At 73.3% G+C, this 25,805-nt stretch carries 17 protein-coding genes, 1 tRNA gene and 1 riboswitch; of the genes, 9 read left to right on the forward strand and 9 right to left on the reverse strand.

What is annotated here, in order from left to right; translation table 11 throughout:
- Nucleotides 1–257: 257 nt before the first annotated feature.
- Nucleotides 258–1,406 (forward strand): hypothetical protein, encoded by a 1,149-nt coding sequence (locus ACWC97_RS29295; RefSeq protein ID WP_450652530.1) that lies wholly within the window; start codon nt 258–260, stop codon nt 1,404–1,406.
- 147 nt (nt 1,407–1,553) lie between these two features.
- Here ACWC97_RS29295 and ACWC97_RS29300 read toward each other — a convergent pair whose 3' ends face one another.
- Nucleotides 1,554–2,093 carry a GlcG/HbpS family heme-binding protein gene (locus tag ACWC97_RS29300; protein ID WP_352279814.1) on the reverse strand — a complete coding sequence of 180 codons (540 nt, stop codon included), beginning with the start codon at nt 2,091–2,093 and terminating at the stop codon, nt 1,554–1,556.
- A gap of 227 nt (nt 2,094–2,320) precedes the next feature.
- Nucleotides 2,321–2,740: an SHOCT domain-containing protein gene (locus ACWC97_RS29305; RefSeq protein WP_352279816.1), complete on the reverse strand. Its 420-nt coding sequence runs from the start codon at nt 2,738–2,740 to the stop codon at nt 2,321–2,323.
- 163 nt (nt 2,741–2,903) lie between these two features.
- Between ACWC97_RS29305 and ACWC97_RS29310 the strand changes: the two genes are divergently transcribed.
- From ACWC97_RS29310 to ACWC97_RS29325, 4 genes are all read left to right on the forward strand, one after another.
- Nucleotides 2,904–2,977: transfer RNA gene (locus ACWC97_RS29310), tRNA-Met, on the forward strand.
- 178 nt (nt 2,978–3,155) lie between these two features.
- Complete coding sequence (locus ACWC97_RS29315) at nt 3,156–4,337, forward strand: PP2C family protein-serine/threonine phosphatase (protein ID WP_450652532.1); 1,182 nt, start codon at nt 3,156–3,158, stop codon at nt 4,335–4,337.
- Between the two features lie 329 nt (nt 4,338–4,666).
- Nucleotides 4,667–4,819: riboswitch (cyclic di-AMP (ydaO/yuaA leader) on the forward strand.
- Nucleotides 4,820–4,830: 11 nt separating this feature from the next.
- On the forward strand, nt 4,831–5,979 hold the full coding sequence (locus ACWC97_RS29320) for a M23 family metallopeptidase (protein ID WP_352279818.1): 1,149 nt from the start codon (nt 4,831–4,833) through the stop codon (nt 5,977–5,979).
- Between the two features lie 254 nt (nt 5,980–6,233).
- Nucleotides 6,234–7,178, forward strand: a complete 945-nt coding sequence (locus ACWC97_RS29325) for an aldo/keto reductase (protein WP_450652535.1) — start codon at nt 6,234–6,236, stop codon at nt 7,176–7,178.
- 33 nt (nt 7,179–7,211) lie between these two features.
- On the opposite strand, the gene ACWC97_RS29330 is transcribed toward ACWC97_RS29325, so the two are convergent.
- The 4 genes from ACWC97_RS29330 to ACWC97_RS29345 all read right to left on the reverse strand — a co-directional run bounded on the left by ACWC97_RS29330 (nt 7,212) and on the right by ACWC97_RS29345 (nt 13,104).
- Nucleotides 7,212–8,822, reverse strand: a complete 1,611-nt coding sequence (locus ACWC97_RS29330) for a PrsW family intramembrane metalloprotease (RefSeq protein WP_352279837.1) — start codon at nt 8,820–8,822, stop codon at nt 7,212–7,214.
- A gap of 211 nt (nt 8,823–9,033) precedes the next feature.
- The gene (trmB, locus tag ACWC97_RS29335; protein WP_352279839.1) at nt 9,034–10,014 is read right to left on the reverse strand and encodes a tRNA (guanosine(46)-N7)-methyltransferase TrmB; all 981 of its coding nucleotides are present in this window, start codon (nt 10,012–10,014) and stop codon (nt 9,034–9,036) included.
- Nucleotides 10,004–11,260, reverse strand: a complete 1,257-nt coding sequence (lhgO, locus tag ACWC97_RS29340; RefSeq protein ID WP_450652536.1) for an L-2-hydroxyglutarate oxidase — start codon at nt 11,258–11,260, stop codon at nt 10,004–10,006. The genes trmB and lhgO overlap by 11 nt, the downstream gene beginning before the upstream one ends.
- A 119-nt stretch (nt 11,261–11,379) precedes the next feature.
- Nucleotides 11,380–13,104 (reverse strand): sporulation protein, encoded by a 1,725-nt coding sequence (locus ACWC97_RS29345; protein ID WP_450652538.1) that lies wholly within the window; start codon nt 13,102–13,104, stop codon nt 11,380–11,382.
- Nucleotides 13,105–14,239: 1,135 nt separating this feature from the next.
- Between ACWC97_RS29345 and ACWC97_RS29350 the strand changes: the two genes are divergently transcribed.
- The gene (locus ACWC97_RS29350) at nt 14,240–16,351 is read left to right on the forward strand and encodes an asparagine synthase-related protein (RefSeq protein WP_352279824.1); all 2,112 of its coding nucleotides are present in this window, start codon (nt 14,240–14,242) and stop codon (nt 16,349–16,351) included.
- A 70-nt stretch (nt 16,352–16,421) separates the two neighbouring features.
- Here ACWC97_RS29350 and ACWC97_RS29355 read toward each other — a convergent pair whose 3' ends face one another.
- Both ACWC97_RS29355 and ACWC97_RS29360 read right to left on the reverse strand, forming a co-directional pair.
- Nucleotides 16,422–18,374, reverse strand: a complete 1,953-nt coding sequence (locus ACWC97_RS29355) for a sigma-70 family RNA polymerase sigma factor (protein ID WP_450652540.1) — start codon at nt 18,372–18,374, stop codon at nt 16,422–16,424.
- A 402-nt stretch (nt 18,375–18,776) separates the two neighbouring features.
- A complete protein-coding gene (locus tag ACWC97_RS29360; RefSeq protein ID WP_450652542.1) occupies nt 18,777–19,622 on the reverse strand; it encodes a TetR/AcrR family transcriptional regulator in 846 nt (281 codons plus the stop codon).
- 338 nt (nt 19,623–19,960) lie between these two features.
- On the opposite strand from ACWC97_RS29360, the gene ACWC97_RS29365 reads away from it, so the two are divergent.
- Both ACWC97_RS29365 and ACWC97_RS29370 read left to right on the forward strand, forming a co-directional pair.
- The gene (locus tag ACWC97_RS29365; protein WP_352279830.1) at nt 19,961–21,403 is read left to right on the forward strand and encodes an NAD(P)/FAD-dependent oxidoreductase; all 1,443 of its coding nucleotides are present in this window, start codon (nt 19,961–19,963) and stop codon (nt 21,401–21,403) included.
- A 188-nt stretch (nt 21,404–21,591) separates the two neighbouring features.
- On the forward strand, nt 21,592–23,325 hold the full coding sequence (locus tag ACWC97_RS29370; protein WP_352279831.1) for an ATP-binding SpoIIE family protein phosphatase: 1,734 nt from the start codon (nt 21,592–21,594) through the stop codon (nt 23,323–23,325).
- Nucleotides 23,326–23,357: 32 nt separating this feature from the next.
- Here the strand turns inward: ACWC97_RS29370 and ACWC97_RS29375 are convergent, their stop codons facing one another.
- Nucleotides 23,358–24,665 (reverse strand): MFS transporter, encoded by a 1,308-nt coding sequence (locus ACWC97_RS29375; RefSeq protein WP_450652549.1) that lies wholly within the window; start codon nt 24,663–24,665, stop codon nt 23,358–23,360.
- A gap of 154 nt (nt 24,666–24,819) precedes the next feature.
- Between ACWC97_RS29375 and ACWC97_RS29380 the strand changes: the two genes are divergently transcribed.
- Nucleotides 24,820–25,377 carry a MarR family winged helix-turn-helix transcriptional regulator gene (locus tag ACWC97_RS29380; protein WP_392281463.1) on the forward strand — a complete coding sequence of 186 codons (558 nt, stop codon included), beginning with the start codon at nt 24,820–24,822 and terminating at the stop codon, nt 25,375–25,377.
- Nucleotides 25,378–25,805: the final 428 nt, after the last annotated feature.

Here is a 25,805-nt window from a genome sequence, read left to right on the forward strand (position 1 = left end):
GAATCTCGTATCCTCCGCCATTGCTCTCACCGGGCAATTCGTCGAAGGCCCCCGCAGTTCGCTGCGGGGGCCTTCGACGTTTCCTGTTCCCGAGCCCGGGCCGGAAGTCTTCGTCGAGGGGTGACGGCCGACTCCACGGAGGGCGCACCCCTCCCCCGGGGCCGGGCCCGTCACCTGAGGGAGGGGACGCCCGTTGTGGGGGTGTGAACCCCTACGCCGTGACGTATCCCTTCCCGGCTCACCAGGAGCCGACGAGCATGCCACTCCGGTGTTCTGGACACCGCATCCAGACGACGCTCCTGCATCGACTGGGTACTGGCCAGTGGGACGCCCGCGTACCGGCCGGTCAACTCGTCGGTCTCGCCGAGGCGCTCGACTCGGCAGAGCGGCTGGGTGCCAGGCGCGAGTTCCTCGCGGATTCGGCCCAGGCCCGGGAAATGGAAAAGGTCATGCGCGAAAGGCCGGAGGCCTTCGGAGTCACGGGCAGGGTGGTCCTCGGCGCCGACAACGTCTTCTGGGTTCCGGACGGGACCCAGAACAGCGGCACCCTCGATCTTCTCGGGCTGGAGTGCATCGACGGGTACCAGCAGACGGTCCTGGTCTGTCGTCTTGCCGCAGAGCTGCCCGTCGAACATCTGGACCGGGCGGTGCTGGACGTCCGTATCGTCACCGGGGCGACCCGCGAACTCGTCCGGAGCGAGTACGACCGTGCTCACCTCTACTGCAACCCGACCAAACCGCAGGACCTCCTCGTCCGTCACCCCGTCCTGCTCAGGCTCGTCAAGCAGTTCGATGACGACCAGTGCAATTTCAGGCTCCGGCGCGGTGAGCAGCGCGGCCCGCGTCGGGAGGGGTACTCCATCGGTGAGGCGACGACGGCACTCGCGCTGTTCTCACACGAAGCCGACCCCGACCTCGCCCACCGCACGCTTGACGACCAGGGGCGGCAGGAGATCTGGCGGAATCCGTCCGGCCATGCGTTTCGCACGCTGTTCAACAACCACACCCAAGCGACCGGCGTCCGCATCGCCATCACGTACCGACGGTCGATCCTCGGTGTCCTGGAACAGATGCTCCGGACCCGGTCGACCCATCACTGGCACCTGCTGGAGGACGCCCCCGACCTGATGGTCTGGGCGGTCGCCCGCCAACTGCCGTTCGACCGACTGCACTGCGACCAGCGTGATCCTGCGGCACCGGCGTGGGAGGGGATCCTCGACACAGAGGTGCCCGCGCTGACACGACGAACCGCCGAGCTTCTCGTCCGCGCGTACGAGAAGCTCCGGCCGAAGGGCGTCCACAAGAAGGCCGAGGTGCGTGAACTCCCGTACTGGCACAAGCTGCTCGAAGTCGCGGGCATGAACCACCGGCGCGAAAGCTCCCCGTTGGTTCCGGAAAACCCCTGATCTCCGGAGCTGACGGGCCGCGCTGGTGAGGTCTCGGTCGGCGGGCCCAGCGACTCGGAGGACCGACGGACGGAAAAACCGGTGGCACCCGTACGGGGGGAACGGGTGCCACCGGAGTTGGGGAGGCTCGTGGGCCTCGGGGTGGGGTCAGCGGGTGAGGGTGGCGACGCCGGCCTGGGCGAACTTCTCGTCGAGGTCGCCGGAGGGGGCTCCGGCGACGCCGATGGCGGCGATCGGGGCGCCCTTGGCGGTGACCGGGGCACCGCCGGCGAGGAAGAGGGTGCCCGGGATGTCCTTCAGGGTGGGGGCGTTGGCCAGGCGCTTGGCGAGCTCGGAGGTGGGGGCGTTCCAGGAGACGGCGGTGTACGCCTTCTTCACCGCCGACTCGTACGCCTGCGGGCCCGCACCGTCGCCGCGCAGGGTGAGGATCGTGTTCCCGTTGCGGTCGACGACGGCGACCGAGACCCGCTGGTTCTCCTTTTTCGCCGCGTCCAGCGTCGCCTGCGCGGCCTTCGTCGCCGCCTCCAGCGTCAGGTGCGTGCTCTGCTGGAGGTTGCGGTTCTTGGTGTCGGTCTTGACGGCGGCGGCCGGGGCGGAGGCACTGGCGGAGGCGGCCCCGACCGTACCGGCGACGACGGCGGCGGCGACACCGGTCAGGACACGGGCGCGCAGCGACAGCTTCTTCATGGTGAACGACTCCTCGGATTCGGCCAGGGGGTTCGGGGGGTTCCATGTTCCCGCTCTGACATCCATCCTCAAGCCGTGTCCCGCCCGTACCCGTCGGCCTGCGGGCTTCCTTCCCGGCCCTCGACGGACGACGGGCGGGTCCACCGATCGGTTGATGCGCTCCCGCGCAGGGCCCCGATCGGTTGATGCGCCCCCGCGTACGCCCGTAGAGGTGCGCGCGTGAGCGCTCAGGCCAGGAGCTTCGTCTTCGCGCGCTGGTACTCCTCGTCCGTGAGCGCGCCCCGGTCCCTGAGTTCGGAGAGCTTCGCCAGGTCGTCGGCGTGGCTGCCCCGGGTGCCGGTTCCGCCCGTGCCCGCGTCGGGGGAGTTGGCGGCGTCGCGGACGTACGACCTGAAGGCGCGCTCGCGGTCCTGCGCGTCCTTGATGTCGTGCTCGGCCATGGCAGGACCCCGGAAGATCAAGTACAGCAGTACGCCGAGGAACGGCAGGATCAGAACGATGATCAGCCAGCCGGCCTTGGCCCAGCCGCCGAGTTCGTGGCTGCGGAAGATGTCCGTAATGATCTTGAACAGCAGGAACAGCCACATGACCCAGAGGAAGAACACCAGCATGGTCCAGAAGAGGTTGAGCATGGGGTAGTCGTCCACGGATCTCTCCTCGGTCGACGCGCGCGTTCCGCACGGTGACGAACAGGGGTAAATAAGTCATATCACCGCATATCTGGGCTCGCCTGTTGTCCGTCGACGGCCGGGTCGGTGGACCGGGGTGGTCAAAAGGGCGTCGGGGATGGCGTAGAGTTGGGTTTACCGACGCGGGGTGGAGCAGCTCGGTAGCTCGCTGGGCTCATAACCCAGAGGTCGCAGGTTCAAATCCTGTCCCCGCTACTGAAGAATCGGGCCCGGTACGCATACAGCGTGCCGGGCCCGATTCATTTTCTCCCGGGCCTGAGCGGGTACCTCCTTCGGTCGACGCGGAGTCGCCGCCCGTTCCCGCTCCGGTGAGGCTGGGGGACGGGGCGCGGCGCCGTCCGCGGCCGCGTGTGTACCGGGCAGGAGACCACAGGTGTGGAAGTGGGAGAAGGGGCGCGGTCGGCCCGCCGGGGGTGACACCCGCGGCCGGAGTTTCGTCCGTACGCTGCCCGCGCTGATGATCCTCGGCGGACTGCTCTTCGACGGCCTCACCCCGCAGACCTTCACCGCCATTCCGTTCTTCGTGGCCGCGCCGCTGATCGCCGCCCCGTTCTTCTCGCTGACCAGCACCATCCGGACCGCCGTCGCCTCGATGCTGGCGGTCATCCTGTTGCGCCTCTACAGCAGTACGTTGCCGGAGGTCGTGCCGCTGATCGAGCTGCTCACCCTGGCCACCGTCTCGGTCCTCGCGGTCGTGATCAACGGAGTGGTGCGGCGGAGCAACGAACAACTGGCCTCCGCGCGGTTCATCGCCGAGACGGCCATGCGCGCGGTGGTGCCCCAGCCGGCCGCCCGGATCGCGGGCCTCCAGGTCGCGGCGCGGTACGAGGCGGCGCAGGCGGACGAGTACGTCGGCGGCGACCTGTTCGCCGTGGCGGACACCCCGCACGGGGTGCGGATGGTGGTCGGGGACGTACGCGGCAAGGGGCTCGGGGCCGTGGAGACGGTCGCGGTGGTCATCGGGGCGTTCCGCGAGGCGGCCGAGCAGGAGCCCTCGCTGGCGGACGTGGCGGGCCGACTGGAGCGGGCGTTGTCCCGGGAGGAGGCACGGCGGGGCGGGCTCGACGTGCTCGAAGGCTTCATCACCGCCGTACTGGCCGAGATCCCGGCCGGGCTGTCCCGGGTGCGGGTCGTCAACCGGGGGCACCCCGAGCCGATCCTGCTCCACCCGGACGGGGCGCTGGAGGTGCTGCGGCCCTCGGTGCCCGCGCTGCCGCTCGGCATGGGGCTGGGGGCGTGGTCGGAGCGGACGGACGAATGGGAGCTGCCGGACGGGACGACGCTGCTCCTCTACACGGACGGCCTCTCCGAGGCGCGGAACGCCGAGGGGGTCTTCTACGACCCGGCGGCCCGGCTGCGCGGGCGGATCTTTCCGGGGCCGGAGGAGCTGCTCTCGGCGCTGACCGACGACGTACGCCTGCACACCGGCGGCGAGACGACCGACGACATGGCGCTGCTCGCGGTGGTACGTCCCGCGCGGGGGCAGCCGGACCGGCGCCGGACCGTGCGGATCGTGGGCGTGGAGCAGGATCGAACGGGCGGGGAGCAGAGTTGAACGGGCGGGGCCGGGGCGAGCGGGCGGGGAACGGGACTGGACGGGCGCGGGGCGGGACTTGACGGGCGCGGGGCGACTGGGTCGAACCGCCGCGAGGCGATGCCACCGTGCGTAATCGAAGGACGCCGCTCCGCATAACATTTGACACAACGTCAGAATTGAGTCGGCCGCTGAGTGGCGGTCAAGTGGGCCTGTTGGTCTGGCTATGTCCAGTAAAGTCCAGGCCAAAGACGTGAACGATCAGTGGGAACAGCTTGGAATGCGGCCCCAGTGTCTATTAACGTTCGATAACGCAGCGCGGTCGTCCCAGCCGTCATCAATGGCGGCGCCGTGCGCGAGCGCCGAATTCCGCAAGGGAACCGGGGAACCACCACCATGGGGTGAATCGGACACCTGTGTCTCGTGAGAGACGGAGGTGCCCGTAGGAGACCTTCCTGCTCCGAACCCGTCAGCTAACCCGGTAGGCGAGAAGGAAGGAAAGGAGTGCGCCCCCGTGGCGTCCAACAAGCCTGCCCCAGAAGCCCCTTCACGGTTCCAGGGCGATCACGGCGATTACGGCACCGGCTACGGCGTTGCCGACTACGGCTACGGCACCGGCCTCGACGCCGACCGCACCGCTGAGTTCACCACCGACTTCCGTTCCGACGCCGGCGACGGCGAGGCCGAGCGCGGCTGGAGCGAGTGGAACCCCACGGAGGAGACGGTCCGCCCGGTGCGCGGCCGGCACCGTGTCGCCAAGCAGCGCACGGGGCTCGCCCGCAGCTCCACGGTCCTGGGCGTCGGCGTGATAGCGGCGGTCGGCGCGGGCGGCATGGCCACCGCGCAGGGCAAGCCCCCGGTCTCCATCTCGGTGCCGGACGCGATCACGAACAACCTCCCGGACGCCAAGTCCCTGCCCGGTGTGGGCGCCCTGTTCTCCGACGGGTCCGAGACCGACGGAGCGGACCAGGCCGTCACCGCCCCGCTCACCACCGCCGGCATCACCACCGCCGAGGCCGAGCAGGGTGCCACGGACGCCGGTGAGGCGCTGCGCGCCCGCATTCTCCAGCAGGCCGAGCAGCAGCAGGACGCGGCCGCCGCCGAGGCGAAGGCGGCCGAGGAGAAGGCCGCCGCCGAGAAGGCAGCCGCCGAGGCGAAGAAGCAGCAGGACGCGGCCGAGGCCAAGGTCGCCGCCGAGAAGAAGAAGGCGGAGGAAGAGGCCAAGAAGAAGGCGGAGGCCCTGCGGCTGGCCAAGCTCGCCGCCAGCTACTCCCTCCCGACCTTCTCGTACACGATCACCTCGACCTACGGCCAGGCCGGGTCGATGTGGTCCTCCGGCCACCACACCGGCCTCGACTTCGCCGCCCCGACCGGCACCCCGATCAAGGCCGTCCACAGCGGCACGATCAAGTCGGCCGGTCTGGCCGGTTCGTACGGGTACCGCACCGTGCTGGAGCTGGACGACGGTACGGAGATCTGGTTCTGCCACCAGTCGTCGATCGGTGTCAGCGTGGGCCAGAAGGTCACCACCGGCGAGACCATTGGCCGGGTCGGTGCGACCGGCAACGTGACCGGCCCCCACCTCCACCTGGAGGTCCACACCCCCGACGGTTCGGGCATCGACCCGATGGCCTGGTTCCAGAGCAAGGGCCTCAACCCCTGATCCGTCCTCCGGGCACCGCTCCCCGGGCCGGTTCCTCCGGTGCCGGGGCCGGTCCGTCCGGCCCATGAACCCCGGCAGCCCCGACGCTCTCCCCCCGACGTCAGGGCTGCCGGTCCTTTTCCCGCTCCCGACCCCGTCCGCGGGCGACCCCGTCCGCTGCCGACCCCGTCCGCGGGCGTCCGTTCGGGGGACGGGAACGGGAACGGTCCGGCGCGAACGGAATAGCGGGCCCGCCGGGGTTCGTTGATCCACTCATGACTTCTCTTCGCCCGCTGGGCTCCTCCGGTCTCCAGGTCTTCCCGCTCGCACTCGGTGGCAACGTGTTCGGCTGGACGGCCGACGAGGCACAGTCCTTCGCCGTGCTGGACGCGTACACCGCGGCCGGGGGCAACTTCGTCGACACCGCGGACGGCTACTCCGCCTGGGTTCCGGGCAACAAGGGCGGGGAGTCGGAGACGGTCATCGGGAAGTGGCTCGCCTCCCGCTCCGACCGCGACGACCTCGTCATCGCCACCAAGGTCTCCACCCACCCCGACTACAAGGGGCTCGCCCCGGCCAACATCAAGGCCGCCGCCGAGGCGTCGCTGCGCCGGCTCGGCACCGACCGCATCGACCTCTACTACACGCACTTCGACGACGAGTCCGTGCCGGTCGAGGAGATCATCACCGCCCTGGACGAGCTGGTGAAGGAGGGCAAGGTCCGGGAGATCGCCGCCTCCAACATCAGCCCCGAGCGGCTCCGGGCCTCGCTGGACTTCTCCGAGCGCGAGGGCCTGGCCCGCTACGTCGCCCTCCAGCCGCACTACAACCTGGTCTCCCGCGACACCTACGAGGGCGCGCTCCAGGACACCGCCGCCCACGCCGGGCTGGCCGCCGTCCCGTACTTCGCCCTCGCCTCGGGCTTCCTGACCGGCAAGTACCGTCCGGGCGCCGAGGTGGAGAGCGCGCGGGGCGGGAGCGTGGCGCAGTACCGCGACTCGGAGCGGGGACAGAAGGTGCTGGCCGCGCTGGACAAGGTGGCCGAGGCGCACGACGCGCAGATCGCGACCGTCGCGCTGGCCTGGCTGGCCTCGCGACCGACCGTGGCCGCGCCGATCGCCTCGGCCCGTACGGTCGAGCAGCTGCCCGCGCTGGTGGCCGTCGCCGACCTCGAGCTGACCGAGCAGGAGCTGGCCGAGCTCACCGACGCGTCCGCCTGATCCGAGGAGCGGGCCGCGCGGCCCCGGCCGCCCCTACGGGCGCGGGGCCGGATGCGGTGCTGGGTACGGATACGGGCCGTACGCCGGGTGGGGCGCCTGCGCCGGCTGCGGGTAGGCGACGGGCCGGGCGTACGGCGCGTACGGGTACGCGTACGGACTGCCGGGCCGGAACGGCTGCGCGTTCTGGCCGGTCCGGGCGTACGGGTTCTGCTGAGCATGGTGCGTGGGGTGCGCGTGCGTCGGGAGCGGATGCTGTTGCCCAGGGTGCGGGAACGGCTGCTGCTCCTGGGCGTAGGGGAACGGCGGCATGCGGTGCGGGCGCAGCCGCCCCGTCACCTGCGCCGCGTACGTGAGCGCCGGGACGGCCACCTCCCGGCGCTCCCAGAGAAGGCGCAGCAGCTCCAGCTCGCGCTCGGCGAAGTCCGGGCCCGCCTCTCCCCGGCGGGCCCGGAGCCGCAGCGCGGCCAGCCTGGTCGCGAAGGACTCGTACTCCACGACGGCGACCGCGGCCGCCTTCCCCCGGGCCTTCGCCGCCGCCTTGTCGCCGGCCGCTACGGCGTACCGGTGACGGGCCATGTCGCGGGCGATGCCCCGGGCCCGCATCGAGGAGAGCGCGAGCGGCTCCACGGGGGTCAGCCAGCCGGCCGCCGCGTAGACGGGCAGCTCGGCGCAGAGCGTACGGAGCCTGCGGTAGCGCGACCAGATCGCCAGCCACGTCACCAGGCCGAAGACCGGGACCATGAACACCCCGTACACCGCGTAGAAACCCAGCGGGCTCAGGACCGCCGAACCGTTCCACAGCGCGTGCATGCCCATCGCGAGGACGAGCCCGAGCAGCGGCAGCAGGACGCGGCGGAGCTTCTGGTGGCGCAGGCTCGCCGCGGCGAGCCCGAAACCTATGCCGGTCAGTGACGTGAAGAGCGGGTGCGCGAACGGCGACATCACCGCCCGCACGAAGAACGTCGCGGCCGTCATCGCCGGGACGCCCGCATGACCGATCTCCTGGTCCTCACCGAAGGCGTTGCCCAGGTACAGGATGTTCTCGGTGAAGGCGAAGCCGCTCGCGGTGAGCCCGGCTATCGCGATGCCGTCGACGACGCCGGTGAACTGCCGTCTTCGGAACAGGAAGATCAGCAGGACCGCGGCGGCCTTGGCGCTCTCCTCGATGAACGGTGCTATCACCGTGGCGCCGAGGGTGTCGGCGTTCGACGGATCGGCGGTGGTCGTGGCTATCCACCGGATCGCGAACGAATTCGCCAGGAGCGCGACCAGGGCGGCGGCGAACGCTCCCCAGGCGAACGCGAACAGCAGATTCCGCCAGGGGCTCGGCTCGATCCGGTCCAGCCAGCGGAACGCGGCCGCCAGCAGCGGGACGGGCAGCACGGCGAGCCCGAGGCCGACGAGGAAGCCCTGCGTGCCCGTCTGGTCACGGACCAGGGCCAGGATCGCCAGGGCACAGAGCGCGAGGACCGTGCACACGACCGTGATGCGGAAGGCCCGGCTGCGCCACACGAGGCCGACCCGGCGCGGCCGGTACCACCCGTGCGCGCGCTGCGGCGCGGCAGCCAGGATCTCGCCGACCGGCTCCTCGGGGAGCGGGACGGCGGGCGGGGACTGTCGCTGCTCTGCGGACTCGTCGGACACCACCCGACGACCCTAACCAGCGGGACTGACACCTGACCACGGGACGACCGGACACGGTCCGCCCGCCGACCGGACACGGCCCCGCCCCGAGGCCCGCCACCGCCCGGCCCAGAGACCCGCCACGGCCCGGCCCCGAGGCCCGATACCGCCCGGCTCGGCGCCCCGGTCCGCCCGGCCCGGAGGGGGCGGGCGGCACCCGGCCACGGGGGTGTCAGACGCGGGCGAACAGCAGGTCGTGCACCACGTGGCCCTTGTCGAGGCCCTGCCCCTCGAACCGGGTCAACGGCCGGAACGCGGGCCGGGGGGCGTATCCGCCGTCCGCCGCCGTGTTCTCGAAACGGGGGTGCGCGGTCAGCACCTCCAGCATCTGCTCGGCGTACGGCTCCCAGTCGGTCGCGCAGTGGAGCACCGCGCCCGGCTTCAGCCGCCCGGCCACCAGGTCGAGGAATTCCGGCTGGATCAGCCGCCGCTTGTGGTGCCGCTTCTTGGGCCACGGGTCGGGGAAGTACACCCGGAGGCCGTCCAGCGAGTCCGGCGCGAGCATCTCGCGGAGCAGGATGATCGCGTCACCGTTGGCCACCCGGATGTTGGACAGGCCGTTCCGGTCGGCGAGGCCGAGGAGGTTGCCCTGGCCGGGGGTGTGCACGTCCACGGCGAGGATGCCGGTGCCCGGGTCGTCGGCGGCCATCTGCGCGGTGGCCTCGCCCATGCCGAAGCCGATCTCCAGCACGACCGGGAGCCCGTCGAACATCCCGGGCAGGTCGAGGACGCGCTGCCCGTCGATGTCCAGGCCCCACTGGGGCCAGAGCCGCAGCAGGGCGTCCTGCTGGCCGGGCGTGACCCGACTGCGGCGCGGCTGGAAACTGCGGATGCGGCGCTCGTGGTGCGAACCGGCCGGGTCGATGGCGGGCCCGCCCGGGAAGCGCGACTCCTGGCGCAGCCTGCGCTGCCGCTCGAAGGCGGCCTCCCGCAGGTCGTCCGGGATCCCGGCGGTGGACCGGCCGTCCGCCGACGACGGCGCGCTGTCCGACGCGGGTGCGCCGTCCGCTGCCGGTGCGCCGTCGGCCGCCGGTGCGTTGTCCGTCGCCGGGGCGGGGGAGTTCTCGGTGAGGCCCTCGGAGCGGTTCTCGGCGAGATGCGCGGAGGGGCTCGCGGCGTGGCTCTCGGAGGGGTTCATGGGCTCAGACACAATGCCCCGATTCTACGGTGGGCGGCCTCCACCCCGTCTCCCGCGCCCGGAGCAGCGCCCTGCGTGCCACCTCCCGTCCGATGGGCAGCGAGGCCGTCGCGGCGGGCGACGGCGCGTTCAGCACATGGACGGTGTGCGGGGCCTCGCGGATCAGGAAGTCGTCGACCAGCGTGCCGTCGCGGAGCACGGCCTGGGCCCTGACCCCGGCCGGGGCAGGCCGCAGATCGGCCTCGGTCACCTCGGGCAGCAGCCGCCGCACGGCGTCGGTGAACGCGCGCTTCGACAGCGAGCGGTGCACCTCGCCCGCCCCGTACCGCCAGTGTCTGCGGGCGATCCGCCAGCTGCCGGGCCAGGTCAGGGTGTCCGCCAGCTCGCGCGGGCGCACGACCGGCCAGCCGTACCCCTCGCGGGCCAGCGCGGGCACCGCGTTCGGGCCGACGTGGACGCTGCCGTCGTGGCCCCGGGTCAGGTGGACGCCGAGGAACGGGAAGGCCGGATCGGGCACCGGGTAGACCAGGCCGCGCACCAGCTCCGGCCGCGTCAGCTCGTAGTACTCGCCCCGGAAGGGCACGATCCGCACCTCCGGGTCGTCGCCCGCCAGCCGCGCCACCCGGTCGCAGTGCAGCCCCGCGCAGTTGACCAGCACCCGGGCCCGCACCACCGCGCCGTCCGCCGTGCGCACCGCCACGCCCCAGGGACGCCGGTCTATCGCGACGGCCTCCGCCCCGTAACGGATCTCGCCGCCCCTGTCGCGCACCTCGGTGGCGAACCGGGCCGCGACCGCCCCGAAGTCGCAGACCCCCGTCGAACCGACCCGGATGGCGGCGAGCCCGCTCACCCCCGGCTCGTACTCCGCGATCTGCGCGGGGCCCAGCTCGCGCACCGGCAGCCCGTGGAGACGGCCGCGCTGGACCAGGGCGTGCAGCCGCGGCAGCTCGGACCGCTCGGTCGCGACGATGAGCTTGCCGGTCACCGCGTGCGCGATGCCGTGCTCGGCGCAGAAGTCGACCATCTCGGCGGCGCCGCGTACCGCGTAACGGGCCTTGAGCGAGCCCGGCGGGTAGTAGATGCCGCTGTGGATCACCCCGCTGTTGCGCCCCGTCTGGTGCCGGGCCGGGCCGCTCTCCTTCTCCAGGACCGTCACGCGGGTGCCCGGAGCGGTGCGCGTGAGCGCGTAGGCCGTCGACAGGCCGACGATCCCGCCGCCGATCACCAGCACGTCGCAGTCGTACGCCGCGTGCGTCATCACCGCACCACCTCCCACCCCGATAGTGCACTGACCCACTGACAACGCACTCAAACCGATGGGACCCCGTAAGGTGCCGGATCTTTACGCACGGGCGGTGCCGACCCCCGCGCGGCCGGTGGCTACGCGGGCGCCACCAGGAGCGGCCTGGCCCGTTCGCGGAGCTCGGCGACGCGCGGCTCGTGCCCGTACGGTTCGAGCCGGTGGAGCAGGTCGCGCACGTACTCCGTGGTCCGGGCCGAGGAGATGCGGCCCGCCACCTCCACCGCCCGGGTGCCCGCGGCGCAGGCCGCGTCCAGGTTGCCGGACTCCAGCTCGGCCACCGCCGACACCACGAGCCGCAGCCCGTGCGAGCGGACGAACTCCTCGGTGGGCCGGGAGAGCGCCTGCTCGGTGAAGCGCTTCACCTGCCGGGGCGCCTTCAGGTCGAGATGGCACTCCGCCGCGTCGGCGGCGAACCGGTCGTACGAGTAGAAGCCCAGCCAGGACGGGTCGCCGTCGCCCTCCCGGGAGCGCTCCAGCCAGCTCTCGGCGGCGGTCAGCGCGGAGCCCGCGGCGGCGGCGTCGTTCGCCTTGGCGTGGGCGCGGGCCTCCACCAGGCGGAAGAAGCTCATGGTGCGGGCCGTCGCGAGACCCCGGTTGCGCTCGACGGCGGCCTGGGCGAGGTCGACACCCTCGTCGGCGAAGCCGCGGTAGGTCGCCTGCAGGGACATCGACGCCAGGACATAGCCGCCCAGGGGCACGTCGGCGGCGGCGCGCGCCAGCCTGAGGGCCTGGATGTAGTAGCGCTGCGCGGCCTCCTGCTGGCCGGTGTCGAAGGCCATCCACCCGGCGAGCCGGGTCAGCTCGGCGGCCGCTCCGAAGAGGGCCCGCCCCACCTCGTCGCTGTAGGAGCCGAGCAGCAGGGGAGCGGCGTCGACTCTTAAGCACTCGGGGACCATCGAGGAGCGCCAGTCCCCGCCGCCGTACTTGGAGTCCCAGCGGCGGGCGTCCTGGGCGGCCTCGCGGAGCTTGGAGACATCGCTGTGGCCGACCCGCAGCGGGGAGACGTCACCGGCGGGCGCGGTGCCGACGGTACGGGGAGTGTCGGGGGTGTTCTCGGCGGGCGCCGGGGACGCGCTGTCCGGGCGGGGCTGGGCGGGGATCGACGCGGTCTTCCGGCCGGCCAGCGCACCGAGCGCGCCGAGCGCCGCCCGGTCCGCCTGGGCGGTCAGCGCGGCCGGGGTGCCCGGACGCGGGCGCGCCCCGGACGGCGGCGCCGGGTCGGTGCCCCGGGCCGTCCGGCCCGTGGGGGCCTGGGGCCCGGTGGTGCCGCGTGCGCCCTGCGCGCCCTGTGTGCCCTGGTTGCCGGGGGTCGCGGCCTCGCCCGCGTCCCGCTCCACCGTCGCGTCGGCGGGGCATATCAGCCAGCGGGACGCGGGCGTCGCGTACGCACTCACCGAGAAGGAGCCCGCGAGGGACTGCCAGATGCCGCCGCCGCCCGCCCGGCGCCCGGCCAGATCCAGCCGGTACAGCTCGGTCGCCGAACGGACCGCCTCGGCGACACCGCGCGGGAAGGCCAGCCCTACCTCCGGCGCCGGATCGGCGTCCGCGAGCCCGATCTCGTGCAGCGGCACCGGCCGGCCCAGCTTGGCGCCGATCGCCGCGGCGATGAGATGGGGCGCGGCGCCCTGCGGCACCATGCCCTTGGCGACCCACCGGGCCACCGAGGTCTTGTCGTAACGGAGTGTCAGTCCGCGCTGCGCCCCGAGGTCGTTGACCCGCCGGGCCAGCCCGGCGTTGCTGATTCCCGCGAGGGCGAGAACGGTTCCGAGCTTCTCGTTCGGTCCGCGTTGCTCCCTGGACATGCGCCACCCCTCGACACACAGACGGCCGCCGCGTCGCCGTCGCGGCGCGCGGCATTCGCACCGGGTCCTCCCCCGGAGACCGGTTCCGGCGCCCCGGCCGCACACGCATGTGGCCGAGCCCCGGGGAATATGCCTCCTGCAGAGCACCTCAGTGCACCCAGCGTAGTTCGCCGCATCCCTACCGTTAAGGGGCAGACGTCCGTATGGCGGGATTGTTGCCAGGCGTCGCGGAGGGGGCGCCGGGGGCGCGGATCGGGCTTCGTGCAGGGGGAGTTCGGGCGGGACGCGGGGGCCGGCCGGAGCGCGGTCCGCACCCCGGCCGACGGCGCACGGCGACACCGTCCGGCGAGGTCGCGGGGGTGCGGCGGCGGTGCCGTGCGAGGCGTCCGGCACGTGCTCCTGGTGTGTGGCCGTGCGCCCGGCCGTGCGCTCTCGTCCGGCGGTTTCGGAGGAGTTTCCATGAGTGCTGCGTGGGTCGGCCCACTGCACCTGACTCAGTGGGCTGGGGGACACCGCCGCCTCATTCCCCGCAGGCGGCGGACCGGTCCGGGAGGCGGACGACGCCTCCCGGACCGAGCGCGGGCGGCTCCGGCGGAGATCGTCGACGGCCGCCGCAGGGCCCCGGCGAACCCGCGGGAGCCTTCGGGACGTCCTGCGGAACGAAGCGGTAGGAAAGGTGACTTCCCGTGCGGCGGGTCCGCCCTCGCGACGTTCCTGCGCACGCTGAAAATGGCTGAATGTCGTCGGTTGTTCGAGGTTGGGTCGCCGGGGGTGCGGACATCTCGACGGCCTTCCGCCAGTCGCCTTCCGGGCATGCGCGGACGGTTACCGGGTGACCGGATCCCGTCCGGCGCCTCCGGTCCGCGAGGGGTGCACAGGGGGGCGCGTACGGTCCGCGGTCGCTCGCTGAGCGTACGCGCCGCGGCGGCCGCCCGGAGTACGGGGTGCCGCTCGCCGTCGACGGCCGCGGCGCCCGGCCTTTGCCAGGGGCGCATGCCCGTCCGACGTGCGCCCCACGCGGCCCCTCCCGCGCGCCGTTGTCGTGGCAGCATGTTCGCAACGGCGTCACGCGTTACCGGAGTTCGCCCGATAGTGCCCCGCTGCGCCGTTTTGTCCACAGCCTGTGGAGGCGGCGTTGCGTTGGTTGGTGGGGTGGAGCAGTATCGCCGCGAGCTTCGGCACGGCCGGCGCGGTCGGACCCCTCGACGAGGGGCGTGCGATGCACCCCGTGGGCTCCCAGCTCCTGTGGGGCGACCCGGACCCGCTCTGGGCGGTGGGCGACTGGCGGCCCGACGAGATCCGCCTGGTCTCGGTGGAGACCGCACCGGGCGAGCCCCCCGCCCGGATCGCCGTCCTCGGCTGCTGCGGAGCCACCGACGAACAGCTGCGCTCCGGACTGATCGCCGCCCGGGGCGGGGCGCTGCGCCACCTCACCTCCTGGTCCGGCAGCTACACGGCCGTCGTCCGGATAGGCCGCCGGATCACCGTCATCGGCGACCTCGCCGGTGCCCGCCCGGTCTTCTACACCCCCTGGGCGGGCGGCACCGCGTACGCCACCGCCGCGCTCCCGCTCGCCGACCTCATAGAGGCCCAGCTCGACATCGGCCATCTGGCCGCCCTCCTCGCCTGCCCCGAGACCCCGCAGGCGCTGCGCGACGGCACCCCGTACGCCGGGGTGAAGCGCATCCCGCCGGGCCACGCGCTCATCCTCCGCGAGGGCTCGCGCGAGATCACCGGCTACGAGGCGGTGGCCTCGCTCGCCGTGGCCGCGCCCGAGACGGACCCAGTGAGCGCCGTCGACGGGGTGCGCGACGCACTGGTCGAAGCCGTGCGCGCCCGGCTGCTGGCCCCGCGCCACGCCCCCGAGACCGCGCCGCCCGACCCCGGCCCGGTCCCCGGCATGGGCCCCGCCGACCGGCGGGCCGCCCGCGGCGCACCGGTCCCCGGCATCGGCGCCGACCTGTCCGGAGGCAGTGCCTCCGCCACCCTCGCCCTGCTCGCCGCCGGTCTCCCCGGACTCCCCGGCACCCTCCTCGGCCACGGCACCGGGGCGGGGACGCGGCTGCTCGCCGTCACCCTCAACGACCTCACCGCCCACGGCCACGAGGAGGAGCTGGAACGGGCCCGCGTCATCGCCGCCGACCCGCGCCTGCACCACGTGGTCGTCCCGGCCGGCGAGGAGGCCCTGCCCTACGCCGGTCTCGGCGGCGGCCCGCTCACCGACGAACCCGCCCCCGCCCTCGTCGTCGCCGAGCGCCACCGCCGACGCCTCGCCTCCGGCAGCGCGGACCACTTCGTCGGCGGCGGCGCCCGCCAGGTCCTCGACGCCCACCCGGCCCGCCTCGCCGACCTGCTGATGGACCGCCGCCGACGCCATCTGCTGCGCCCGGTCGCCGCACTCGCCCGGGCGGAAGGGCCGAGCGCGCACTCCCTGGTCGTCCCGCTGACCGTCTACCGGGCGGCCCGCCGCCTGTCCCGCACGTCGTACCGCGCCGGCCTGGAGCTGGCCGCCGACCGGCTGCCGGACGCCAACCGGAACGCCCCCGCCCTCGACACCCCCGCCGAGGCATCGCTCGACGCCCTCGCCTGGTCGCGTCCCGGGCCCGCCGCGCGCTGGCTGACCGGGGAGGCGCTCGCCGAGGTGGCGGCCCGGCTCCAGGACGCGGCCGTCCGGCCCGTCTCCGTACAGCGCCCCGGCGACGCCCGCGCCCGGGCGGTCCTGGCCCGGTACGCCGCCGACCACCGCATCCTGGAGCAGGCCGCCGAGAACCGCAGCCAGCGGCTGCACGCACCGTTCCTCGACAACCAGGTCGTCCGCGCCGCCCGCGCGCTCCCCGAATCGCTCCGGGTCCAGCCGGGCGCCCGCGCCACGGTCCTGCGCCGGGTGCTGGCCGGGGCCGGCGTCCACGACCTCCCGTCCGGCTGGGGCGCGCCCTCGCACGCCACGGCGGACGCGACCGCCCGCACCGGACTGCGCGCCGCGCTGCCGGAGCTGATCGCGCTCTTCGAGGCCCCACTGCTCGCCGATGCCGGGCTGGTCGAGGCCCGCGTCGTACGGAAGGCGCTGCGCGCGGCCGCCGACGGCGCACCGCTCCCGCTGGACGGCCTCGCCCACCTCGCCTCCACGGAGCTGTGGCTGCGCCGTCTGGTGGCGCGCCGCGGCACCTGCTGGACGGGCACGGCGGCCCCCCGTCAGCGCGCGGTCGCCGGCGGCGTCGTACCGGGCAGGCGGACGCTCCAGGCGTAGAGCGTCCTCTTTCCGTCGCCCTTCCGCTCTCTTCCGGACCACGCCGGACGGCGGCCCCACCGCCCCGCGCTCAGCGGCAACTGATCCTGGAAACCGCCCAGTCGGCGAGCGCCACGGGCCTCCCGTGCCGGGCGGGTTCGACGACGAGCCGGATCCGCTCGCGACCCGTGATGTCTACGCTCACGGGGACGGCCGGTTCGTCCCCGTTCACCACCGGGGACTGCCACAGCAGCGCCCCGTCCCCGTCGAGGACGGAGAAGCGTACGGAGCCGAGCCCCCGCGTCAGATCGTCGAGCCCGGCCATCGCCTCGTACCGCGTGCACTGCCGGTTGAGCTGGATGGTGACGGAGGAACGGGCGCCGACGGTCACCCCGGGCGCGTACGACGTGCCGCCGATCGACACCTGGGAGCGCTGCCAGAGCCAGCTGCTCTCGCCCATCACCACCTCGGGCTCGGTGTGGTCGCCCATGAGTGAGTAGCTCAACTCGCTGACCTGGTAGACGGTCGGCTCGGGCGGGGCCGGGGTGGGGGTCGGCGTCGGCGTCGGCTCCGGCGCGGGGGGTGTCGGCGTCGGCGTGGGTGTGGGCGTCGGGGTCGGGGTCGGGGTGGGTTCCGGCTTCGGCGCGGGGGGCGGTGCGGGCGCCGGGGGCGTGGGCGTCGCGGGCGCCGGGGCGGGCGGTTCGGGGCTGGGCGGCGGCGGTGCGGGCGTCGGGGGCGCCACCGCGGCGGGCTTCACCGGGCGCTCGGCCTCGGGCTTGGGCGCGTCGCTCCCGGTCATCGCCCAGACCAGCCCGGCCGCGGCGGCCACCGCGACCGCCGCCGCGACACCGGCCTTCACCGGGGCACCGAGCCCCTCCGAGGCGGCGGCGCCACCGGCCGCGCTTCCGCCGGAACCGCTCCCGGTGGCGGCCGCGGCGGCACCCGCTCCCGCGGCGGCCACCGCACCACCGGCCGCGACCCCGGCGGCCTTGAGCGCGTACCCCGCGGCGAACCAGCCGATGACGGCGACCGGCAGCAGCGCGGGGATCCCGGCGTTGACCTGGGCCAACTCACCGGCGGCGATACGGCACTTCGCGCACTCCTCCAGGTGGCCCCGCAGCCCGCGCTCGGCCCGCATGCGGAGCCCGCCCCGGGCGTACGCGCCGAGCCGGTCCGCGTACCGCGCGCAGTCGCCGCCCGAGGTGAGCGACCGGCTCACATGGGCCTGGAGGTACGCCTGCTTGAGGCCTTCGCGGGCCCGACTGGCCAGCACCGCCGTGGCGTTGGCGGTCAGCCCGAAGAGCGGGGCGATCGCGCTGGGCGACTCCTCCTCGACGGTGGTGTGCCACAGCACGGCCTGCCAGCGCTCCGGCAGACTGCGGAACGCCTGCATCGCCATCGACCGCTCGGCCTCGTGCATCGCCAGCACATCGGCCCCGAGGTCGAGCGTGTCCGCGTCCGACACGCGGGCGGGCCGGGCCGCCTGGGCGGCGAACACCGCGAAGTCGTCGACCAGTTGCTCACGCCTGGCGGTCTTGGTCCAGGCGGCGCCGACATGGCGGACGGCGGTCATGAGGTAGGCCCGTACGGCCTCCTCGGGGCCCTTGCCCCGGCGCACCGCCTGCAGGGTGCGGGCGAAGACCTCGGCCGTCAGGTCGTCGGCGGTGTGGGCGTCCCGGCAGCAGCTGCGCGCGTAGCGCCGTACCGCGTCGGAGTGGCGCCGGAACAGTTCCTCGTACGCGTGGTCGTCGCCGTCGCGCATCCGCCGGATCAGCTCGGCGTCGGAGGGAGCGGTGGTGGTGTCGGGGCTGCCGCCCTCCCGCTGCATCGGCACCGCGGCCCCGACCTCGGCACCGGCGTCCGGACCGGCCGGGGCCGACCACGGGCCGGGCAGCACCGTGCCGCCCCCGGTGTCACCGCCGGACCGGGCGGACCCGCCCTGACTCGGCACCTGGCGGGCGGGGGCCGACCCGCCGGCTCCTGCGGCACCGCCCAGGGCGGAGACGTCGTCGAACGACTCTTCCTGCTGCCCGTCACCGCTCATCGCGGTAGCCCCCGTATGCGCTCTCGGACCCGAACTTCGGGCAAGAGTGCCACATGGCGTAATCACGACGGACTCTCAGCCCTGGCAACCACTCATCCGGGGCGTTTTTCCGAATGTGAGTACTAAAGGCCATTCATTCGGGGAAAGCTTGGTGATCTCCACTTCCCGTCGGACGCGCGAGGACGAGCACCGGACCTCTTCGGAAGAGCCCCGTACGGCGGCCGGACGACACGGAGACCGGCCGGGCCGGACGGATGGCCGGGGCGACGACGGACACCCGGCGGAGCTTTGAACGAGACCCCGCCACATCGGGCCACCCGCGCCGCCGCACCGCACCCGCCGCGCCCCACCGCCGTACAAGGCGCGGCGCCCGCCGCACGGGCACCGCCCCCCCCGGGTCGCTCAGGCGGCCGGACGGGACCGCAGCCCCTCCAGCAGGATGTCCAGCAACCGGCTCGAAGCGGCGGCCTGCTGGGCCGCGTCGGGCAGCGAGGGCGCCGCCGTCGCTATCACCAGCAGCACGTCCGCGACCGTCACGTCCCCGCGCAGCTCACCGGCGGCACGTGCCCGGTCGACCAGGCGGCCGACCACCTCCAGCAGCTCACCGGCGCCCGTGTCGTCGTCCTCGACACCGCTCTCCCCGTCCGACGCCGACTCGACCGTCTGCCGCTGCTGCGGCACCCGGGCCTCGTCGCGGCCGTCGACCGGTGCGCCCACCGGCTCCCCGGCCACCACGGCCTCGCCGTCCTCGGCACCGACCCGCAGGACCTGCGGCGGCAGCAGCCGCCCCGCGCCCGAGGCCACCGACGTACGCAGGAAGCGCGACAGCGCCGACCAGGGCTCGTCCTCCTGGCCGAGCGCGGTGCGGGCCTGGTCGGTGAGGCGCGAGGTCTCCTCCTCGGCTATCCGCCGGACCAGCACGTCCTTGCTCGGGAACCGCCGGTACACCGTGCCGACGCCGACTCTCGCGCGCCGTGCCACGTCCTCCATCGGGGCCCCGTAGCCCAGCTCGCCGAAGACCTCACGGGCGGCGCGCAGGACATGCTCCAGATTGCGCTGCGCGTCCACCCGGAGCGGAGCCGTACGGCTGTTGGCCCCGGCCGGCGCACCGTTGGCCCCGGCCGTGACGCCCGGGGCCGGCTGCGCCGCCGCCCCGACCGTCGCCACCGATCCGTTACGCCCCGGGGCATCGGACGAATGGGGTGTAACGGCAGCAGTGGTCGGCCAATGAGATTCCTGAATATGCATGACTTTCCCCCGGTTATGACGTCTCCCCCCGGAGACTTCCCGCCGTCTGAGCCAGGGAGCGGATCAACGTCCCGACCGACACCCCGGCGACCTACGAACATAGTTGAGCCCGGCTCAATTCAGAAGGGGGTAGTTCCGCACGGAGCGCCCCCCGATCGGAGCAAGGACCGGTTGGCCACCTATTGGTCTCCCGCACGGATACCCCGCCCCGACCCCTGACCTGCGCGGCTCCGCCCATTCCGCCGTACCGCGCCGCAACCGCCCGTCCAGAACCTCCGGTCACACAATTTGCCCAGGCTGTGGACAAACTCCTGAGCACGTTGCGTCATGGGGTGGTGATGGCTTCAGATTCCGGGGTGACCCCCCTCGGCCCCCCGCCGGGTACGCGCATTCTCGTCGTCGGCGGCGGCTACGTCGGGATGTACACGGCGCTGCGCCTCCAGCGGAAGCTGAAGCAGAAGCTCAGAAGGGGGGAGGCCGAGATCGTCGTCGTCACCCCCGAGCCCTATATGACGTACCAGCCGTTCCTGCCCGAGGCCGCCGCGGGATCGATCTCGCCGCGCCACGTCGTGGTGCCGCTCCGCCGGGTCCTCGCGCACTGCACCATCGTGATCGGCGAGGTGCGCACCCTCGACCACACCCGGCGCACCGCGACCGTCACCACCCTCGCCACCGGCGAGGACGGCACCGGCGCCCTCGAGATCCCGTACGACGAGATCGTCCTCGCCCCCGGCTCCGTCTCGCGCACCCTCCCGGTCCCCGGCCTCGCCGACCACGGCATCGGCTTCAAGACCGTCGAGGAGGCCATCTCCCTGCGCAACCACGTCATCGAGCAGATGGACATCGCCTCCGCCACCCGCGACCCCGCCATCCGCGACGCCGCGCTCACCTTCGTCTTCGTGGGCGGCGGGTACGCGGGCGTCGAGGCACTCGCCGAGCTGGAGGACATGGCCCGCTACACCGCGCGGTACTACCACAACATCACGGCGGACGACCTGAAGTGGATCCTCGTCGAGGCGTCCGGCCGCATCCTCCCCGAGGTCGGCGACGAACTGGGCGTCTACGCGATCCGCGAGCTGCGCGGCCGCAACATCGACGTACGCCTCGACACCCGGCTGGAGTCCTGCGAGGACCGGATCGCCGTCCTCAGCGACGGCTCCCGCTTCCCGACCCGCACCCTGGTGTGGACCGCGGGCGTCAAGCCCGCACCCCTGCTCGCGGCCACCGGCCTCCCGCTCGACGAACGCGGCAGGCTCCGCTGCACGGCCCAGCTCGCCGTCGAGGGCACCGCCCACGCCTGGTCCGCCGGCGACGCCGCCGCCGTGCCGGACCTGACCGCCACGGAGCCGGACGCCCGGACCGCCCCCAACGCCCAGCACGCGGTGCGCCAGGCCAGGGTCCTCGCCGGGAACGTCCTCGCCTCGCTCGCCGGTGAGCCCCTCCAGGAGTACCGTCACCGCAACGCGGGCTCCGTCGCCTCGCTCGGCCTCCACAAGGGCGTCGCCCATGTGTACGGCCGCAAGCTGAAGGGCTTCCCGGCCTGGTGGATGCACCGCACGTACCACCTCAGCCGCGTACCGACGTTCAACCGGAAGGCCCGCGTCCTTGCCGAATGGACCCTCGCCGCGCTCTTCAAGCGCGAGATCGTCTCCCTCGGCTCGCTGGAACACCCGCGGGCCGAGTTCGAGATCGCCGCGGGCGGCGGACACCCCCGCCCGGACGGCCCACCGGGCCCCCGCTCCCCCTCCGGACCGGACGGCCCACCGCGCGAAGGCCCCTGACGTGCCGTCGGCCCGCCCGTCCGCGCGCCGGACGGCGGACCGTGCCGACAACTGTCCGTACGGTCCGTCACACTGGACGTGTGACCATAGGTGGGCCCACATCTGCACAGAGTGACCCGGCCGGCAGTGACCGACAGTGAGCATCCCGCGAGAGCGGACCCAGACCGACACACGAGGCCAGAGATTCCGTGAACTTCACGCGCTGGAGCGCCCGCCTACCCGGAACGCAGCGCCGCGCCGCCGCACGGGACGACCGCAGTTCCGTGCCCCCGGCCCGCGCCGAGTACGCACGGCCCGAGGCCGGCCCCCACCCGCCGGACGACGGCCCGGGCACGGATCCCCGGCCCGGCGGCTCCGCGGTGGAGGACCTCTCCGCCGGGGAGATCCTCGGCCAGCTGCCCGCCCTGGTGGCCCTGGTGTACGGCCCCGACCACCGGATCGCGTACGTCAACGACGCCTACACCGCCGCCTTCGGCCCCCGCCCGACCGGCGCCCCCGCCGCCGAGGCCATGCCGGAGCTCGACGAACTCAGCCTGCTCCCCCTCATGGACCAGGTCCTGCGCAGCGGCACGCCCCGCACGGTCAAGTCCCGCAAGGTCCGCAACGGCAGCTCGTACACCGTGACCTGCACCCCCGTGCACCGCGGCGACACGGACGACACCACGCCCCGCGACGGCACCCCCGGCAGCCGGCGCCGCACCGGCCGCGGCAAGGGCGGAGCCGGTACCGGCGAGCGCGGCGTCCTGGTCTACGCCGCCGACGTCACCGACCACGCCGAGGCGGCCGAGCGGCTGCGCACCAGCGAGCGCCGCCACCGGGAAACGGCCGTCACCCTCCAGCGTTCCCTGCTCCCCCAGGAGCTGGAGCAGCCCGACGACCTCCGGATCGCCGCCACCTACCAGCCCGGCGGCACGGACGCCGCGGTCGGCGGCGACTGGTACGACGTCATCACCCTCGGCGCCGGGCGCACCGCCCTGGTGATCGGGGACGTGATGGGACGCGGGGTGCGGGCCGCCGCCGTCATGGGCCAGCTCCGCACGGCCGTACGCGCCTACGCCCGCCTCGACCTCCCGCCGCACGAGGTGCTCCAGCTGCTGGACGGCCTCGCCGCCGAGATCGACGCCAGCCAGATCGCCACCTGCGCGTACGCGGTCCACGACCCCAACGAGGGGCAGCTCGTCTACTCCTCGGCGGGCCATCTGCCGATCCTGGTGTGCGCCGAGGACGGCACGGTCCACCGGGCTGAGGATCCGACCGGCCCGCCGCTCGGCACGGGCGGCTGGATCCACACCTCGGGCACGATCCCGCTGCCGCCCGGTTCCACGGCCGTGCTCTACACGGACGGCCTGGTGGAGCGGCGCAGCGAGGACATCGACGAGGGCGTCGCCGCCCTGGAGCGCGCCCTGTCCGGCGCGAAGGGCTCGCCCCAGGTGGTCTGCGACCGGCTGATCCGCTCCCTCGGGGTCACCGCGGAGCACGACGACGACGTGGCGGTCCTGGTGGTCCAGCACCCCGCCCGCACCGGGGCGAACGCGGAGCTGTTCCACAACGCCTCGCTCGATCTGCTCGGCGGCATCGAGGCGGCCCCGCGCGCCCGCGCCTTCGCGAGCGGGGTGCTGACGTCCTGGCGCTTCCCGGTCGAGCTGTGCGACCTGGGCGTGCTGGCCGCCGGCGAGCTCGTCGCGAACTCCCTCAAGCACGGCACCCCGCCGATGCGGCTGGGCCTGCGGCGCACCGACCGCCGCCTGATCATCGAGGTGACCGACGGCGACGACCACCTGCCGCGCCGCCGCCGGGCCGAACCGGCGGACGAATCGGGGCGCGGCATCTCCATCGTCGCGACGATCGCCACGTCCTGGGGCAGCCGCCGCACCCCGGGCGGTGGCAAGGCCGTCTGGTGCGAGTTCGCCCTGCCGCACTGAGGCCCCGTCCGATCGGACGGGGCCCCGGTGGGTCAGTGCGCGGCGACGGCCGCCGGAACCTCGGTCCCGGCCCCGGCGTCCGGCCGTGACGTGGCGACCACCTTGGACGGCACCACGGCCAGCGAGGGCTGGTCCTGCACGGGAGTGAGCCTGCGGCCGAGCCGCAGCGCCAGCACCGTGATCCCCAGCGAGAACAGCACGAACGTCACGATGTACGGCCCGTGCAGCGTGGCGCCCATCGGGCCGCCCACGGCCGGCCCGACCGCCAGCGCGAGCTGCTTGCACAGCGCGAACGCGGAGTTGTACTGCCCGACCATCGACTCCGGCGCCAGATCGGCCACCAGCGGCGCCACGGTCGGCGACAGCATCGACTCACCGAGCCCGAACAGCGCGTACGTGGAGATCATCGCGGCCGTCGCCATGGTCTGGCTGCCGTGCCCGAGCCCCGCGTACCCCGCCACGATCCAGGCGAACGCCCAGATCAGACCGACCGACGCGATCACCCGGCTGCGCTTGCGGCGCTCCACGAGCCGCAGCACGACGAACTGCGCCACGACGATGACGGCGGTGTTGGCGGCCAGCGCGATCCCGAGCGTCGACGGCTGGATCCCGGCGGCCTCGGTCCCGTACGCCGCGAGCCCGGACTCGAACTGCCCGTAGCAGGCGAAGAACAGCACGAAGCCCAGCACGCACAGCTGCACCATGGCCCGGTGCGAGAGCAGTGCCCGCAGCCCGCCCTGCGCCTTGGCCCCGTCGGAGGGCCTGACACCGGGGACGGACGCGGTACGGGGCAGCCGCACCGTGACGGCGATGACCCCGAGCACCACGAACATCGCGGCCTCGATGAGGAACAGCAGGGTGAAGGAGGCGGGCCGGGCGGTGTCGACGATCTGCCCGCCGACCAGCCCGCCGATGCCGAGCCCGAGGTTCTGCAGGAAGAACTGCATGGCGAAGGCGCGTGTGCGGGTCGCGGTGCTGGAACACCACACCAGCATCGTCGCGAGCGCCGGCTGCATGACCGCCGTCCCCGCGCCGAGCACCGCGGCCGACAGCACGGCGGCGGTCACGCCCGACGACAGCCCGAGCGCCACGGCGCCCACGGCGGCGACCGCCGAGGCCACGACGAGCACGGGCAGCGGCCCGCGCCGGTCGATGGTCCGCCCGGTGAAGGGCAGCACGGCCAGCGCCGCCATGGCGAAGACCGCCAGCACGACTCCCGCGGTGCCAGCACCCAGATCACGTACCTGCGCCACATAGACGTACAGATACGGAACGGTGAACCCCAGCCCGAACGCGCTCAGCGCGCTCCCCAGCTGGATCCGCCGCAGTGCTGCACCCATCTCCCTGGTCACACTCACCTTCCTCAAGGTCTCGGAACGACATGGCGAGCCAACGAACGACTCGAACCCGAAGACTTTAGCACTAAAGTTAGAACGTCAACAATATAGGTCGAAGGACTTCGATGGCTTTGGAGGGCGTGCCATACTGCCCGCCATGTCTGACACCACCGAGGAGCCCGGACCGCAGGAGCCGGGCCTCGACGAACAGATCGCCGCCTACCAGCGCGAGTTCCGCGACCTGGACCCCCAGGTCGAGCAGGTCGTATCGGCGCTGGGCCGACTGAACCGCCGGATGAACGTGGCGTACGGACGCCAGCTCGCCGCCCTCGGCATCAGCAACGCCGAGTGGGAGGTCCTGAAGACGCTGGTGCTCTCCGGTTCCCCGTACCGCCTGGGCCCGGGCGAGCTGGCCAAGCGCCTCGGCCTCACCCCGGCGGCGATGACCCACCGCATCGACCGCATGGCGGGCGAGGGCCTCGTCACCCGGGACCGGGACGAGAACAACCGGGTCCGCGTGATCGTGGAGGTGACCGACGAGGGCCGCACGAAGTGGCTGGAGGCGATGCGCATGGCCACCGACTTCGAGGAGGACCTGCTCCAGGACCTCAGCGGCGAGGAGCGCGGAGTCCTCGGCGACATGCTGATCCGCCTGCTGCGCCGGGTGGAGCACGCCCAGCCGGACGCCGGCGGCCGCCTCACCGACCTGGACTGACCGGGCCTGGCGGGGCCTGACCGGGGCCTGGCCGGGGCCGGGAAAAGGGCTTGACCTGCGGGCTTGACACCCCTCTGGCTGGTCCGTAAGGTTCTTCGAGTTGTCGCGGAGCCGGAACGGTTCTGTGACAGCCGATCCCGCCGCCGAGCGCGGCAACCAAAACTCAGCACGATCTCCCATCGGGAGCAATTTCGGCATGCCGAAATTGATTTCGAAGACTCGATTATGAGTCGCCGGGAAAATCCGCTAGAGTTTGAGCGTCGGAACGGCCCAAGGGTCGGGAAGACAAACCCCGCTGACTGGGAATCAGGCCCGAAAGGATCTGATAGAGTCGGAACCGCCGGAAAGGGAATCGCGGAAGCGAGGAACTGGAAAGCGAAACCCGCTTCGACCGGGAATCGGGACTCGAAAGAGTCTGATAGAGTCGG

The sequence above is a fragment of the Streptomyces sp. NPDC001108 genome (assembly GCF_053598535.1).

Coding starts and splice junctions, on each gene's coding strand:
- ACWC97_RS29295 (WP_450652530.1), top strand. CDS start 258: ATGCCACTCCGGTGTTCTGGACACCGCATCCAGACGACGCTCCTGCAT.
- ACWC97_RS29345 (WP_450652538.1), bottom strand. CDS start 13,104: ATGTCCAGGGAGCAACGCGGACCGAACGAGAAGCTCGGAACCGTTCTC.
- ACWC97_RS29375 (WP_450652549.1), bottom strand. CDS start 24,665: ATGGGTGCAGCACTGCGGCGGATCCAGCTGGGGAGCGCGCTGAGCGCG.
- ACWC97_RS29360 (WP_450652542.1), bottom strand. CDS start 19,622: ATGCATATTCAGGAATCTCATTGGCCGACCACTGCTGCCGTTACACCC.
- ACWC97_RS29300 (WP_352279814.1), bottom strand. CDS start 2,093: ATGAAGAAGCTGTCGCTGCGCGCCCGTGTCCTGACCGGTGTCGCCGCC.
- ACWC97_RS29380 (WP_392281463.1), top strand. CDS start 24,820: ATGTCTGACACCACCGAGGAGCCCGGACCGCAGGAGCCGGGCCTCGAC.
- ACWC97_RS29325 (WP_450652535.1), top strand. CDS start 6,234: ATGACTTCTCTTCGCCCGCTGGGCTCCTCCGGTCTCCAGGTCTTCCCG.
- ACWC97_RS29355 (WP_450652540.1), bottom strand. CDS start 18,374: ATGAGCGGTGACGGGCAGCAGGAAGAGTCGTTCGACGACGTCTCCGCC.
- ACWC97_RS29365 (WP_352279830.1), top strand. CDS start 19,961: ATGGCTTCAGATTCCGGGGTGACCCCCCTCGGCCCCCCGCCGGGTACG.